At 40.2% G+C, this 14,832-nt stretch carries 17 protein-coding genes; 5 read left to right on the forward strand and 12 right to left on the reverse strand.

All coding sequences use genetic code 11. From position 1 onward, the window contains the following. The first annotated feature begins 346 nt into the window (after window positions 1–346). The 3 genes from nhaB to PSR9079_RS10665 all read left to right on the forward strand — a co-directional run bounded on the left by nhaB (window position 347) and on the right by PSR9079_RS10665 (window position 2,908). Window positions 347–1,930, forward strand: a complete 1,584-nt coding sequence (gene nhaB, locus PSR9079_RS10655; protein WP_149981453.1) for a sodium/proton antiporter NhaB — start codon at window positions 347–349, stop codon at window positions 1,928–1,930. Window positions 1,931–2,093: 163 nt separating this feature from the next. Then, the gene (gene dsbB / locus PSR9079_RS10660) at window positions 2,094–2,606 is read left to right on the forward strand and encodes a disulfide bond formation protein DsbB (RefSeq protein ID WP_149981454.1); all 513 of its coding nucleotides are present in this window, start codon (window positions 2,094–2,096) and stop codon (window positions 2,604–2,606) included. Next, window positions 2,606–2,908 carry a DUF6170 family protein gene (locus PSR9079_RS10665; protein ID WP_149981455.1) on the forward strand — a complete coding sequence of 101 codons (303 nt, stop codon included), beginning with the start codon at window positions 2,606–2,608 and terminating at the stop codon, window positions 2,906–2,908. Before dsbB ends, PSR9079_RS10665 begins: the two co-directional genes overlap by 1 nt. Window positions 2,909–2,924: 16 nt before the next feature. Here the strand turns inward: PSR9079_RS10665 and PSR9079_RS10670 are convergent, their stop codons facing one another. Then, window positions 2,925–3,221: a ComEA family DNA-binding protein gene (locus PSR9079_RS10670; protein WP_149981456.1), complete on the reverse strand. Its 297-nt coding sequence runs from the start codon at window positions 3,219–3,221 to the stop codon at window positions 2,925–2,927. A gap of 261 nt (window positions 3,222–3,482) precedes the next feature. On the opposite strand from PSR9079_RS10670, the gene PSR9079_RS10675 reads away from it, so the two are divergent. Continuing rightward, window positions 3,483–3,797, forward strand: coding sequence for a YebG family protein (locus PSR9079_RS10675; RefSeq protein WP_149981457.1), 315 nt, complete (start codon window positions 3,483–3,485; stop codon window positions 3,795–3,797). A 70-nt stretch (window positions 3,798–3,867) separates the two neighbouring features. Here the strand turns inward: PSR9079_RS10675 and putP are convergent, their stop codons facing one another. Further along, entirely contained in the window at window positions 3,868–5,379 is a 1,512-nt protein-coding gene (gene putP / locus PSR9079_RS10680; protein WP_149981458.1) for a sodium/proline symporter PutP, read from the reverse strand. A 377-nt stretch (window positions 5,380–5,756) separates the two neighbouring features. Here putP and PSR9079_RS10685 point away from each other — a divergent pair, with 377 nt between their 5' ends. Continuing rightward, window positions 5,757–6,980, forward strand: coding sequence for an EAL and HDOD domain-containing protein (locus PSR9079_RS10685; RefSeq protein ID WP_145239295.1), 1,224 nt, complete (start codon window positions 5,757–5,759; stop codon window positions 6,978–6,980). A 69-nt stretch (window positions 6,981–7,049) separates the two neighbouring features. Here the strand turns inward: PSR9079_RS10685 and PSR9079_RS10690 are convergent, their stop codons facing one another. From PSR9079_RS10690 to ccmA, 10 genes are read right to left on the reverse strand one after another with little or no spacing between them, the layout of a single operon-like run. Continuing rightward, the gene (locus PSR9079_RS10690) at window positions 7,050–7,781 is read right to left on the reverse strand and encodes an MlaA family lipoprotein (protein WP_149981459.1); all 732 of its coding nucleotides are present in this window, start codon (window positions 7,779–7,781) and stop codon (window positions 7,050–7,052) included. A gap of 9 nt (window positions 7,782–7,790) precedes the next feature. Further along, window positions 7,791–9,089: a c-type cytochrome biogenesis protein CcmI gene (gene ccmI / locus PSR9079_RS10695; protein ID WP_149981460.1), complete on the reverse strand. Its 1,299-nt coding sequence runs from the start codon at window positions 9,087–9,089 to the stop codon at window positions 7,791–7,793. Further along, window positions 9,090–9,551 (reverse strand): cytochrome c-type biogenesis protein, encoded by a 462-nt coding sequence (locus tag PSR9079_RS10700; protein WP_149981461.1) that lies wholly within the window; start codon window positions 9,549–9,551, stop codon window positions 9,090–9,092. It abuts the gene before it with no gap. Beyond that, a complete protein-coding gene (locus PSR9079_RS10705; RefSeq protein WP_149981462.1) occupies window positions 9,548–10,120 on the reverse strand; it encodes a DsbE family thiol:disulfide interchange protein in 573 nt (190 codons plus the stop codon). The genes PSR9079_RS10700 and PSR9079_RS10705 overlap by 4 nt, the downstream gene beginning before the upstream one ends. Further along, entirely contained in the window at window positions 10,117–12,084 is a 1,968-nt protein-coding gene (locus PSR9079_RS10710) for a heme lyase CcmF/NrfE family subunit (protein WP_149981463.1), read from the reverse strand. The genes PSR9079_RS10705 and PSR9079_RS10710 overlap by 4 nt, the downstream gene beginning before the upstream one ends. A gap of 1 nt (window position 12,085) precedes the next feature. After that, entirely contained in the window at window positions 12,086–12,565 is a 480-nt protein-coding gene (gene ccmE / locus PSR9079_RS10715) for a cytochrome c maturation protein CcmE (protein ID WP_149981464.1), read from the reverse strand. Beyond that, entirely contained in the window at window positions 12,562–12,765 is a 204-nt protein-coding gene (ccmD, locus tag PSR9079_RS10720) for a heme exporter protein CcmD (RefSeq protein ID WP_149981465.1), read from the reverse strand. The genes ccmE and ccmD overlap by 4 nt, the downstream gene beginning before the upstream one ends. Window positions 12,766–12,767: 2 nt before the next feature. Beyond that, entirely contained in the window at window positions 12,768–13,505 is a 738-nt protein-coding gene (locus PSR9079_RS10725; protein WP_149981466.1) for a heme ABC transporter permease, read from the reverse strand. Between the two features lies 1 nt (window position 13,506). Continuing rightward, complete coding sequence (gene ccmB, locus PSR9079_RS10730; RefSeq protein ID WP_145239323.1) at window positions 13,507–14,193, reverse strand: heme exporter protein CcmB; 687 nt, start codon at window positions 14,191–14,193, stop codon at window positions 13,507–13,509. Next, window positions 14,193–14,813 carry a cytochrome c biogenesis heme-transporting ATPase CcmA gene (gene ccmA, locus PSR9079_RS10735; protein ID WP_149981467.1) on the reverse strand — a complete coding sequence of 207 codons (621 nt, stop codon included), beginning with the start codon at window positions 14,811–14,813 and terminating at the stop codon, window positions 14,193–14,195. Before ccmA ends, ccmB begins: the two co-directional genes overlap by 1 nt. Between the last annotated feature and the right edge of the window lie 19 nt (window positions 14,814–14,832).

A 14,832-nucleotide genomic window follows, 5' to 3' on the forward strand; every position in this document is an offset into this window, starting at 1 on the left:
TCACTTCATTAATTCACCCACGACGACAAGCTTAAGCCTCTACTCTCGCCACGTTTTTAAAATGGATACAGGCTAATTTATCACTCTTTCAGTGTCGCTTTCTTTTATACTAAATTGAAGGGATTGACCACAAAGAGTAATAGACATTTAACTTCATTATGCACACTATACGGACTGAATAAAAATACCCATTTCGCTATTTCAGCTACACTTAATATAGCGCGGCATATTAAATGGATAAAAGGTACGTGATGTTGTTTATAGCTTTTTTGTTTACACCACGGCTAGACTGAATTAACTTAACCAACAACAGTTATACTTAAATGTACAATAATAAGGAACACCTATGCAACAGAGTGTTTTCAATGCAATTTTTAAGAATTTTTTAGGCTCTGCCCCACAGTGGTATAAATACACAATTATTGCTTTTTTAGCTATTAACCCTGTGTTATTTCATATCAATCCCTATATGGCTGGTTGGGCATTAGTTTTAGAGTTTATTTTTACTCTCGCGATGGCGCTGAAATGTTATCCACTGCAACCTGGTGGTTTACTTGCAATTGAAGCTATGTTTATAGGCATGACAACTGCCGGGCAAGTAGAGCATGAAATTGTTCAAAATGTAGATGTAATCTTACTGTTGATCTTTATGGTCGCAGGTATCTACTTTATGAAAGATTTATTACTCTATATTTTCACCCGCTTGGTGGTATCAGTTCGCAGCAAAACTGTACTTTCCTTAGCATTTACTATTTCTGCAGCATTTCTTTCTGCTTTTTTAGACGCACTTACAGTAATGGCGGTGGTCATAGCTGTCGCTATGGGCTTTTACAGTATTTACCATAAAGTCGCCTCAGGGAAAGACTCCACTAGTGAACATGACATTAACGATGATAACCAAGTACGCCCAGTTAATCGTCAGGAACTTGAAGAATTTCGAGCTTTTTTACGTAACTTATTAATGCATGCTTCGATTGGTACCGCGCTTGGTGGAGTCTGTACTATGGTGGGTGAACCACAAAATCTTATTATTGCAGAACGAGCAAGCTGGCAATTTGGGGAGTTTTTCTTGCGTATGTTGCCTGTTACTATGCCTGTATTCATCGCTGGTATTGTTACTACAATATTACTCGAAAAAACAAAAACCTTCGGTTATGGCGCAAAGTTACCAGAACCGATTCATCAAATACTTGCTGATCACGCAAAAGAGCTCGATAACAAACGCACTAAACGCGATAAAGTTAATCTGATGTTTCAGTCATTTATTGCTGTATGGTTGATCATTGCATTAGCTTTACACCTTGCCACGGTTGGCTTAATTGGCTTATCCGTCATTATTTTTGCAACTGCGTCCGCTGGTATAATCGAAGAACACCAACTAGGAAAAGCGTTTGAAGAAGCATTGCCGTTTACTGCACTGTTATGTGTATTTTTCTCAATCGTTGCAGTAATTATTGATCAACACTTATTTACTCCTGTAATAACTTGGGTACTGACATTTGAAGGGCAATTACAGTTAGTTATGTTTTTTGTCGCTAATGGCCTACTCTCGATGGTCAGTGATAATGTGTTTGTTGGCACTGTTTACATCAACGAAGTAGCGGCGGCTTTAAAAGCAGGACAAATTAGTCGCGACCAATTTGATTTATTAGCAGTAGCAATTAATACTGGTACTAACTTACCAAGTGTAGCCACACCGAATGGACAAGCTGCATTTTTATTCTTACTAACATCAACACTTGCTCCCGTATTACGTTTATCTTACGGGCGTATGGTTTATATGGCACTTCCCTATACCATTGTACTTACGGTTGTTGGTTTAAGCTCTACATATCTAGGGCTTAGTGAGGTAACTGATTTACTCTATCAATGGGGTTGGATTGAACACCACAGCGCAAGCTTACAAAGTATAGGAAGTTCAGGGCATTAAATATCCGAACTCTGGACAGTAAATCCCTTAACCCATATTTAGGTTAAAGAGTAAAAACAAAGCTGCTTCGGCAGCTTTTTTATTGTTACAAATCATATTTATCCTTGCGCCTAGTTTAATGACTAAGTCATAATTCATCTACAAATTATAGATTGGATATTTTATGACTTGGTTAGCAAATTTAGCCCAACAGCGCAGTGCTTGGTTACTGCTCGCTTTTAGCGCTTTTATTTTTGAAGTAATCGCATTGTTTTTTCAATATAAAATGGGCTTAGAGCCATGCATTATGTGTATTTACCAACGTACTGCCATGCTGGGGTTATTAGCCGCTGGGTTACTCGGTGCAATTAAACCCACGAATGTAATATGCCGCCTAACAGCATTTTCTGCATGGGCAGTTGCCAGTATTTGGGGTTATTTAATTGCACGCGAACATATCGATATGCAAACTACCACCGATCCTTTTGCGTTTAGCTGTGAATTCGAACCTAATTTCCCATTACCATTGCACGAATGGATGCCACATTTTTTTGCTGCAACAGGTGACTGTGGCAACATCGATTGGCAATTTGCAGGGCTAAGTATGCCGGCGTGGATGGAGATCATTTTTGCCGCATTTACTCTGATACTAATGGCCGTTGTAGCAAGTCGTTTAATAATTAAAAAGTCGCTGTGATGATGGCATTATTTTCAAGTCAAGTAACGCAATTAAAATCGTTTAAAATACGTCAACGTCAGCAAATAATTGCGATTGCAGTGAGTATGTTAACTCCAATGCAAAAAATCAGTTTGCGTATTATTAAGCTGGTTTTATTGATCCCAGTATTTCTATCATTAGCGTATGTTGAAGGTTGGTTGTTACTTCCAGCTTTACTTCTGGCCGGGTTAAGCTACCCGTTGTTAACCACCCCTGTTGAAATTCAATTTTCTAAACACTATTTAAGCAAGGCTATAAAGCAATTTGAACAGGGCGAATAATTCGCCCTGTAGTTTTTTAAAATGTAACTTTGCCATCCAGTTTAGCGACTAATTTATCGCCAATACCTTTAACCTGCGCTAAATCTGCAACAGACTTAAACTTGCCTTGCTTAGTACGGAAATCAATGATCGCTTGCGCTTTTGATTTACCAATACCAGGCAGCTGAGTAAGCTGTTCGACTGTTGCTTGATTCACATTGACTAACTGAACTTTCTTCATACTTTCAGTAGTCTCTGTTTTAGTTACAGCTGCGCTACTAGGCAATGAAATAGCTAAGCCAAGCACTACCACTATTAAAGTTAAAAACTTCATGTTTCTCCTCCATGATATCCATACGTGGACTCAATTAATAGTTGATTTTAATGCCTTCACTTTTGGACTACCTCCAAATAAAGTCATACTAAAAAAGTGCGACTATTTAAATAAAGTAAAGTTGTACCTCTTTGTCAAATCCTAGTAGTAAAAAATAAAAATGTTCACTTGCAAAAAGACCAATAAACAATTACTGTACATAAAAACAGTAATCAATCAAGGTGAACTTGTTATTCACCAAGCAAATTGGCAGGAGAAATCATGGCTGTTGTTGTTAAATATGTTGTAGAGAGAAACGGAGTCGAGCGTATGACGTTTACTACTAAAAAAGAAGCTGACGCGTATGACAAAATGCTTGATATAGCAGAGTCGCTTGAGGTTATGCTTGAGAAAGTTGATGTGCCACTAAGCGAACAACAAATCGAATCGCTCGCACTTGAGATTGCTAAAAGTAAAGACGACTTTATGAATGTACTTAAAGGCGGCAAAGAGGCAATACAGAAAGCACCTACGGCGAAAGTAAAAAAAGAAAATGTAGCGTCGATTAAAGCCAGCGCAGATAAAGAAGCAAGCTAAAAACTTACAAGTTAACTAACTAAAAAAGGGCAATTAATTGCCCTTTTTTAGTTATAAAAATTACTACCCGTTATAGCCCTCGTTCAACTTCATCAAATAATTCGGTGATCTCTTTATTTGGTGGCGCTGTTGATAAGCTCACTGTAATGATTGCAATTGTTGCAAGTATAAAACCCGGTATAATTTCATAAATGATACTGCTGAGGCTCTCACCATTTATGGTGATTGGCGCGTATATCCAGATCAACACTGTCCCTGCACCCACAACCATGCCACTGATCGCACCTTGTAGATTCATTCGCTTCCAATACAAGCTAAGTAATACTAACGGGCCAAACGCAGCCCCAAAACCAGCCCATGCATTACTTACTAAATCTAAAATAGAACTATCGCGATCATAAGCCAAATAAATAGCAAATAATGCAACGAGTAGTACACTAATTCGACCAACTAAAACCAGCTCGGTTTGTGATGCATCACGGTTTAAATAAATTTTATAGAAATCTTCAGTTAACGAGCTTGAACAAACCAATAACTGAGATGAAATAGTACTCATAATCGCAGCTAAAATAGCAGCAAGTAAAAAGCCGGCAATAAGTGGATGGAAAACCAATTCAGATAATACTAAGAATATCGTTTCTTTATCGTCAATCAGCATTTGATTTTCGATCATGTAAGCGGCACCAAATAGTCCAGTTAACACCGCACCAATCGCTGATAAGGTCATCCACGACATACCAATACGACGCATAGTTGGCATATCTTTCACAGATCGTACTGACATAAAACGTACTATGATATGCGGTTGACCAAAATAACCTAAGCCCCATGCCATTGCAGAAATAATAGCGATAGTTGAACCACCAGCAAACCAATCTAACATATTAAGCGAGTGGACTTCGCTCTCTTTCGGAGCGCTTAACAGCAAGTCATAGCTGGCATTAGCAAGTGTGTCTAACACTGGCTGGTCTAGCATCGTATAAGTAACAATAGGTACAGCAAGTAGCGAGACAAACATAATGCAACCTTGCACAAAGTCAGTCAAACTAACAGCTAAGAAACCACCAAACAATGTATAGAGTACGACGACTCCGGTTGTCACATAAAGCCCTGTTTCGTAACTCATCTGAAATGAGTTTTCGAATAATTTTCCGCCAGCGACAACGCCTGAAGAAGTATAAAGTGTGAAGAAAACGATGATCACGATTGCCGAGATGACTCGTAATATATTTTTATTATCAGCAAAACGATTAGCAAAGTAATCTGGGATGGTAATCGAGTCATTCGCTTTTTCAGTATAGACACGTAGCCTTGGCGCGACTAAAAAGTAGTTTGCCCAAGCACCAAGTACTAAACCTATCGCAATCCAAACTTTACTTAAGCCAAATAGATACATAGCACCGGGTAAACCCATAAGTAGCCAACCACTCATGTCCGATGCACCTGCAGATAGTGCAGCTACAGCTGGTGATAAACTTCTGCCACCCAACATATAACCCGACACATCGGCGGTAGACTGCTTATAAGCGTACAAGCCAATACCTAGCATTACGATAAAATACGCAGCTAAAGAAATAATCATTCCAGTTTCCAAACTCGCCTCCAACTCTGAAGTTAAAACCTGGCTTTCAATCCTAATAATGACTCATAAATCAATACTATATAAAGTCATTATTGGTGTAAAAACCAACCTAGAGCTTGACTATATCACGCAAAGGGTGAATAACTCCAATTACTAAGTTAACCTTACAATGATATAGGGTTAAGCGGTTTTACCTAATGGTTAATTATTTGACTATAGAACATGGTAATTAATACTTAATTACCCTAGGATTAGATCGATGATTTTGCAATTAATCAATACTATAGTATTGATATTTTAAATATAGTTAATGCTATTTATGTTGTTTTATCTTATATTGCCCAAGTAATCGCTTAACTGATGTGGACCCGCTGTTTATGTATTTTTATGCTGCACGCCAACCAATTTTAGATCGAAACAAACAACTTGTAGGATATGAGTTACTTTTTCGTGACGGCGTTGATAATGTATTCCCAGATATTGATGGTGACGAGGCAACTAGCCGGCTAATTGAAGGTAGTCAATTCAATTTTGGCTTAGAAGATCTCACCGATAATAAACCAGCGTATATCAACTTTACGCTTGAAACATTACAAAAAGGCTACCCAACCCTGCTTGGTAAAGATCAGATTGTTGTAGAAATACTCGAAACAATTCAACCAGGGAAACGCTTACTCGCGATCGTCAAAGACTTAAAACAAAAAGGTTATACGCTCGCCCTGGATGATTATATTCACCAGCCTGTATGGCGTCATTTTTATCCTTTTATTGATATTATTAAAATAGATTTTCTCAATTGTGAAGTTGACACTATCCACAGCATAATCGAAGAAATTAAACCTTATCCGCATATAAAATTATTAGCAGAAAAGGTAGAAACCTACGAAAAGTATCAATTAGCATTAGATCTTGGCTTTACTTACTTTCAAGGGTTTTTCTTTTCCAAGCCAGAAATGGTGCAAAGTAAAACCTTGCCGCCATCAGAGATAGCTCTTGCCGAGCTGCTTTATGAGACATCCACTGTTGAAGTCAATTTAAAGAAAATTACCGACGTATTTGAGCGAGATGTAAACCTCTCTTATAAATTATTACGTTATAGTAATTCAGCGGCATTTAAGCGCAGAGCTGAGATCAGCACCATCAAACAAGCACTAATTGTGCTAGGTGCAGCAGAAATTAAAAAGTTTTTATCCTTGTTGTTTGCAGCTCAAGTTGCTGGTGATAAACCCGCAGAGTTAATACGCTTATCGTTAACTAGAGCACGCTTTACTGAGTTGCTAGCTATAAACCATAGTAAACTCAAAGATACGGGAATGGCTTTTTTAACCGGTATGATGTCACTAATGGATGCCATATTAGATGAAGATATGGAAAGCGTGATGAATAAGCTACCATTATCCAACGACATAAAGTTAGCATTATTAGAGGATCAAGGTTTACTGGCACAATATCTGCGCTTGGTAAAATTATACGAACAAGCCAATTGGCAAGGTGCAAACGCGATTAAAGATGAGCTTGGTCTTACAGCTGGTAAAGTGCCAGATGCATACCATGACGCAGTTAACTGGGCTAATGAACAAATGAAAGTACTGGCTGGGTAATAAACAACGCCGTAAAAACAATGCCAGCTTAGATGCTGGCATTGTTATTTAACCCGAAAATATAATATATTAAAGGCTTTCTAAAAAGTCTTCATCAAAATCTTCGGGCTCTTTTTCAACAGGTGGATTACCATCATACAGCTCATATAACTGACGTTGAAAGTAAATGTCTTTCATAAAAATATACGGATCGAGTGACTCATTCAATAAGCTTTCTTGCGGTATTAAAGAGGCTCGGGCTTCTACGGCCTTTAATGCAAACACCAATACAGTTTGTGGCGTGGTTAAGGCAATTTTTGGTAACACATAGCCATCAACCACTGCACCCGTTAGGTTACGCGCTGTTGACGGTCCCATTCCCGGTAGCATTAAATAAGCACCGTCGCCTATTCCCCATACCCCCAGAGTTTGACCAAAGTCTTCATCGACAATATTCAAACCAAGCGATGTCGCAACATCAAATAAGCCAAAAATACCCACAGTTGAATTAACTAAAAACCGCGCTAAGCTCACGCCTGCGTTACCCGCTTTACCTTGTAGCGTGGCATTAACTACATCAGTTGGTGCACTAATGTTGCCAGTAAAATTGACGATACTACGGCGCACCGGTGTTGGTGTTACGGCCACATACCCTACCGCAACAGGGCGCAGAACATAAGCATCAAGTACATCCATATTAAAATCATACATTGGACGGTTAAATGATTGTAGTGGATCTCGCTCATCTATTTTTTCGTCAGGCACTTGCGCGCATCCTGCTAGCACCAATAGCCCAAACAAAACTAAACTCTGTCTTAACATCTTTTATCCTTAAGGTATTAATTCATTGATAAGTAAATCGTAAGCCTTGGTTTGGCTACGTTCTAACACATCTGAACGCCCTTCCAACTCACCCGTTGAAGGCATTACTGATGCATCCTTTGAAATGCGTGCAGTTAAAATAATTTTATCAACGCTTGAAAGCGTTAACCCTGCGACCATAGCATTACTATCACTTAACTGTACTTCAATTGGAAAACTATAATCTGTTAATTTTACCACTGCGAGCGGCATTGGCGGACCATTGGCAGCTTTTGCAAATACGAATAAGGTACCTTGGATTGGAAGCTTCTCTGCAAGCTGTGGCGCAAGATTAACGGTAACTTTGATAGCACTCATTTTAGCTGCGTTATTATCCTCGCCACTGCCCTGCTCAGCTTGTGGTTGCAACGCAGGTGCTAGTTGTGTGTTTTCAGCTGTAATATTTTGTTCAATTTCAGTAATTCGCTGAGCAATCATGTCATAGCGAGTATCTTGCTCATCCATACTCTTTAAAAGCACTTCGAATGCTGCTTTTGCTTGCAACCAATCATGACGCTCATAAGCAATTAACGCTAACAATGAAATAGCATCAAGGTTAGTTGGATCGTCTTTGAGCACTTTAGAGAGCATACCCGCAGCGCGCGTCATATTTACATCACTGCCTTCAAGTAATAGTACTTGGCTGTAACTGATCAGCACAGGCATGTTGTCAGGATCCATGCGTAGCACTTTATCAAATGACTGTTGCGCCATGTCGTATTCGTTCAATGACATTGCAACACGACCGAGTAGCATCCAAGCCACTTGATCATCACCACTTTGCGCAAGTTTAGTGCGTAGCCCTAACGCAAACGCTTGTAATTCATTTTGGGTTAAAGGTTCGCCTTGTTGCATCACGGCTCGTTCACCATAAGCTGCTAAATTATCCATGGCGCTGTGCCAGTTCTGCAACTGTTGTTGTGAACCAGTTGCAGTATAAAATACAGCGGTAAAAGCGATTAAAAATGCACTGCCTGTTAATGCAAAAATACGGTTATTGCCTCTGCTCATCAGTGATTTTTCAGGCGATAACTCATTTAGTAAACGACGTTTGAGCTCAATCACAGACTCATCATGGTTAACTTGATCAATACGTTGATTTGCTAAATCATTCGCCAGCTCGCCAAGGCGCTGATGGTAGATGGCAATAAGCTCTGAATTAGCATTGTAAGTGAGACTTTGTACCCGCTCTTTACTCAAAAACGGCAATGCCACAAACGCCACAGCTAATAAGGTTAATAATGCAAAAGAAACCCACATTAGTATCATTTAAATCTGCTCCTGACGTTCATTTTTCGCAATGAGCTTGGCTAATAACGCCTCATCTTGCTCACTCCATGTTTGCTTAACCGCAGACTTACGTTGACGAAAAATAATAAAGCCAAAGCCAAATACCACAATCAAAATAGGTAATACCCATAACACTAATGTTGCTGGCGTTACTGGCGGATCGTAGTGAACAAAATAGCCATAGCGGTCAATCATATATTCAATCACATCGTCTTTCGATTTGCCTTCTTTGACTAACGCCAATACTTTTTCGCGCAAATCTTTCGCAACCACAGCATCTGAATCTGCGATATTTTGATTTTGACATTTAGGGCAACGTAATTCTTTAGTTAACTCAGTAAAGCGTTGCGCTTGTTCGTTGTTATCAAATTGGTAACGATCTTGCTCTGCCATAGCTATGCCACTGGCTAGTATCATTAAAGCAATTAAAAAATATTTCATGGCTGTAATTCCTGCATCAAGGGAGCAAATTTAGCACGCCAAACTCGTGGGTTTATATCGCCAGTATGGTGCAATAAAATGGTGCCTTTGCTATCCACTAAAAATGTTTCAGGTGCACCTGACACACCTAAATCAAGCGAAAGAGTACGGTGTAAGTCAAGAATATTAAACTGATACGGATCACCGGCACGACTTAACATTGACGTCACTTCTTCACGTAGCGCTGGCATATCAAATTCACCATCAAAGTCAGCATCATAACTTTGTACATAGTAAAGCCCGATAATTTTAACGCCTTGCTCTCGCAATTGGGTTAAATAATCTAATTCAGCTAAACAGGTAGGACACCAAGTGCCCCATACATTGAGTAGATATACATCGCCTTTTAATTGACTATCTTGCCAACGCTTTGAATCCTGCATTAAATCAGGTAAATCAAAGGCTGGCATTGGCTGACCTAACCGACCGGTTTGAATTTCTCTTGGGTTTGAAAACAAACCTTGAAATAAAAACACACACACTAAAGCAAATGCCAGCAGGGGTATAAGCGCTAATAATTTGCGATTCATACTAACTGCTCCTTTGATTTATCAGACTTCTTTTTGCTGGTGCGATAGCGTCTGTCACCCAAAATCATAAAGCCAGCAAGTGAAATCAACACACCACCAATCCACATCCAACGCACATACGGTTTATGATAAATTCGCAGTGACCAACCACCGTTACTTAACTGCTCACCCAGCGCTAAATATAAATCGCGGGTGAAACCGGCATCAATTGCCGCTTCAGTCATAAATTGCATACCAATATCATAACGACGTTTTTCAGCATGCAATACGGTCACTAATTTATCATTTTTCAGAACACTCACTTCTCCCGCATGGCCACTGTAGTTAGCGCCGCGAATAGTATTCACCCCTTCAAAACGATACTGATATTGATTTAACTGTACGATTTCGCCAGGCTTCATCGAAACATCACGTTCAACCGAATACGCCGAAGTTAAAGTGACACCTGCGATAACAAAGGCAATACCAACATGCCCTAGTACCATAGCCCAATAACTAAGTCCTAACCTTTTAAGACCTTGGCTAAAGTTAGTTTGCACAGTAGCTTTAACATATAAATCAACACCGGTGGTGATCACAATCCATATCGCAAGCGTGGTCGCCAATAAAGTTAAAGGCGCTACGCTGGCATAACTTGAATATAACCAAGCAGCACTGATCACTATGCTCATTAACGCTGACACAAGGAGTTTATTTTGTAAAAAAGACCACTTATTTTGCTTCCAACGTAACAGAGGGCCAATGCCCATTAAGATGGCAAACGGCACTAAAATAATGGCAAACATTTTATTAAAGAATGGTTCGCCAATTGAAATACTGCCTAAGCCCATTTCTTTATGAACCATAGGTAGTAAAGTACCCAGTAACACAATAAATGTAGCAACCACTAAAAATATATTATTGAGCCATAACGCCACTTCACGTGATACCAGTTTGTAACGACCTTCGCTGCGTACTTGCGATACCCTAAATGCATATAACGTTAACGCACCACCAACCACTATCGCTAAAAACGCTAAGATAAATAAGCCACGATCAGGATCGGTAGCAAACGCATGCACTGACACAATAATGCCAGAGCGAACAATAAAGGTGCCCAGTAAACTCAATGAAAATGCAGCAATCGCAAGTAATACGGTCCATGATTTAAATACACCGCGTTTTTCGGTTGCCGATAATGAGTGCAATAATGCAGTAGCTACTAACCAAGGCATAAGCGATGCGTTTTCAACGGGATCCCAAAACCACCAGCCACCCCAGCCAAGCTCGGAATATGCCCACCAGCTTCCAATAGTAATACCTAGTGTTAAAAACCCCCACGCAGTCATTGTCCAAGGACGTGACCACTTAGCCCACGTATTATCAAGTTTACCTGTTAATAATGCTGCAATTGCGAATGCAAAAGAAACCGATAGACCAACATAACCCATATATAATAAAGGTGGATGGATGATCATCCCTGGATCTTGTAATAGCGGATTAAGGTCGCGACCTTCGACAGGAAAATACGGCAGTAATAATTCAAATGGATTTGACATCCACAGAGTGTAAAGCATAAAGCCAACACCTAAAAAGCCTAACACACCTAATACACGAGCACGCAGTATCCAAGGCAGTGAATTAGAGCGCAGTGCTACTACTGCTGTCCAACCGGCTTGCATTACTAGCCACAATAAAATAGCACCTTCGTGCCCACCCCAAGTTGAAGTGATTTTATAATACCAAGGCAAGGTACTACTAGAATGATAAGCCACGTACGCGACAGTAAAATCATCGGTTAAACTGGCATAAATTAAGGCAGCGAATGACACTAGTACAAATACAAATTGGCCAACAGCTAATGAAGGAGCTGCACGCATTAACCGTAAATTACCAGTATGTGCGCCCCATAGAGGAAAAATACACAATAAAACACTCAGCACCATGGCCAGTGTTAGGGAAAAATAACCGAGTTCTGGGATCATCTTAATTGCCACTTTCTAAGTTATATTTAGGTTTTTCGTGTTTGATCCCCTTCACCGCTTCCGCAACTTCAGCAGGCATGTATTCTTCATCATGCTTAGCCAATACTTCAAACGCTTCTATTACATTAGGTTCAATCAACACACCTTGAGCAACAATCCCTTGCCCCTCGCGAAATAAGTCAGGCAAAATACCTTGGTATTTGATCGTTACTAAAGGGCCTGTATCAATCAAGGTAAAGCTTACTTGTAGGCTGGTTTCATCTCGAATCACTGATCCTGGGACCACCATACCGCCAATACGCAACTTTTGACCAATGTGCGGCTTTTCTTTATTCGGGCCTTTACCTTCAATTAACTCACTTGGAGTATAAAATAAGTTAATATTTTCTTGCAGCGCATACAATACTAAACCGATGGCGGCACCAATACCGAATACAATAGCGACGACGCCAAGCAAACGTTTCTTACGTCTTGGGTTCATGCTTGATTCTCCTGTTGAGCGTGTTTAATGCGAGCCTCTCGTGCAGCTTGTTGCTGCACAGAAGCCATAATGCGCTTAGTATCATTAAAAGAGCTTACTAAAATACCTAATAAAATCAGTGCACATGAACCAAAAGAAAGCCACACATAAAAGCCGTAACCGCCCATGGCAATAAAATCAGAAAAAGAATCAAACTGCATAACTAGCCCCTATTTAACAACTGACGCACCCAAGGGCGATGCTTTTCACGTTGTAAAATTTCATTTTTAAGACGCATCAAAGTCACCATGCCAACAAAACCAGCAAACGCGACTATATTTACCATTAATGGCCAAAACATACTTGAATCAATGGCTTTCGTATCAAACTTGGTAATAGTGGCACCTTGATGCAGGGTGTTCCACCACTCAACCGAAAAGTGGATAATGGGTAGGTTAATTACCCCCACAATAGCTAAAATAGATGCAGCTCGACCTGCTGCTTTTTTATCTTCAAAGGCATGATATAAAGACAATACCCCCAAATATAGAAATAATAGAATGAGCTCAGACGTAAGTCGTGCATCCCATACCCACCACGCACCCCACATAGGTTTACCCCAAGCGGCGCCGGTAATAAGTGCAATTGCAGTTACACATGCGCCAACAGGTGCGATGGCAATCACCGCCAACTCGGCATTACGAAGTTGCCATACCAAAGCGATCACTGCCGCAATAGCCATTGATGAATAAGCCCCCATCGACAAAATAGCTGACGGTACATGAATGAAAATAATGCGATAACTGTCTTTTTGTTGATAGTCGGCAGGCGCATAGGCTAACCCCCAGACCCAACCAATAATCATAAAGACAACCGTTATCACGGCAAAATAGGGCAGTAACGTATTGCATAATTGATATGCACGATCTGCTTTAGCGTAGGGATGTAACCACTTCCACATATTAACTTACACTCACTTTCAATGCTGACGATATGGCGATTGGTGCGCTGATAATTGCAATGACAAGCATCGCACCAAGGATGGCAAGCTGACCACTATAATCCAGCGACATTGTGCTGGTATCGATAGCAGACGTTGCAAAAATTAATACGGGGATATATAAAGGTAAGACCAATAAACTCATCAAAATGCCGCCTTTTTGTAATCCCACTGTAAGCCCAGCGCCAATAGCGCCGATAAAACTAAGTAATGGCGTACCCAATAGCAAGGTAAGCACCGTTGCAATCAATGCTTGATTGTCTAAATTTAATAACAAGGCGAACAGCGGCGTCATCAACACCAACGGCAAGCCTGTAATAATCCAATGGGCAACGACTTTGCCAAGCACCGTTAACGGTAGCGGGTACGATGAAGCAATCAATTGCTCTAAACTACCATCATGATAATCATCACGAAATAGTTTATCTAAGCCTAACATGGTTGAAAGTAACGCAGCGACCCAAATAATACCAGGTGCCATACGGCTAAGTAGACCGGGCTCAGGACCAATTGCTAACGGAAATAATGTAATAACAATTAAGAAGAACAAAATGGGGTTTACGATTTCAGCACGCTGGCGAAATGCCAGCTGTAAATCTTTTTTACAAACGGCACTAAATAGCTGCCAATATGAATGCTGGCGTAACATCAGTGTCGGTACTCCAGAGTAACGGTTTGCAACTCATTAAAGTGGGTCGTTAAGTCTTGGTGGGTGGTTAATAAAATCGCCCCACCTTGTGCTAGGTGAGCTAAAAAGCGTTGCTGCAAAAATGCGATACCGGCTTTATCTAAGGCTGTAAATGGCTCATCCAGCACCCATAACTTCGCATCATTAAGCCAAAGTCTGATCAACGCAACACGACGTTGTTGACCAGCAGATAGAGTACGCACAGGTACATCTTCAAGACCAACTAAGCCAATTTTAGCTAATAATGAGTAAAGATCTTGCTCAGTGTCGTAACCTTGAATCTGTAACCAAAATCGCAGGTTTTCAATCGCACTAAGTTGGCTATTCACCCCTGTTTTATGGCCGATAAATAACAATTGCCGGGCAAATTCATCATAATTTTTAGCAATTGATTCACCTTGCCACATAACTTGTCCTTCATCGGGCGCAGAAAAACCCGCAATTATACGCAGCAAGGATGTTTTACCAGCCCCATTTGGGCCTGCTAATTGCATGATTTGGCCTGATTTCAAGCTGAAATTAAGATCCGCAAACAAACAACGTTCTTGCTTGATGCAGGTGACGGACTTAATGTGTAACAAGATGATGATTCTCTATACC

Source organism: Pseudoalteromonas rhizosphaerae, assembly GCF_902498845.1.
GTDB lineage: Bacteria > Pseudomonadota > Gammaproteobacteria > Enterobacterales > Alteromonadaceae > Pseudoalteromonas > Pseudoalteromonas rhizosphaerae.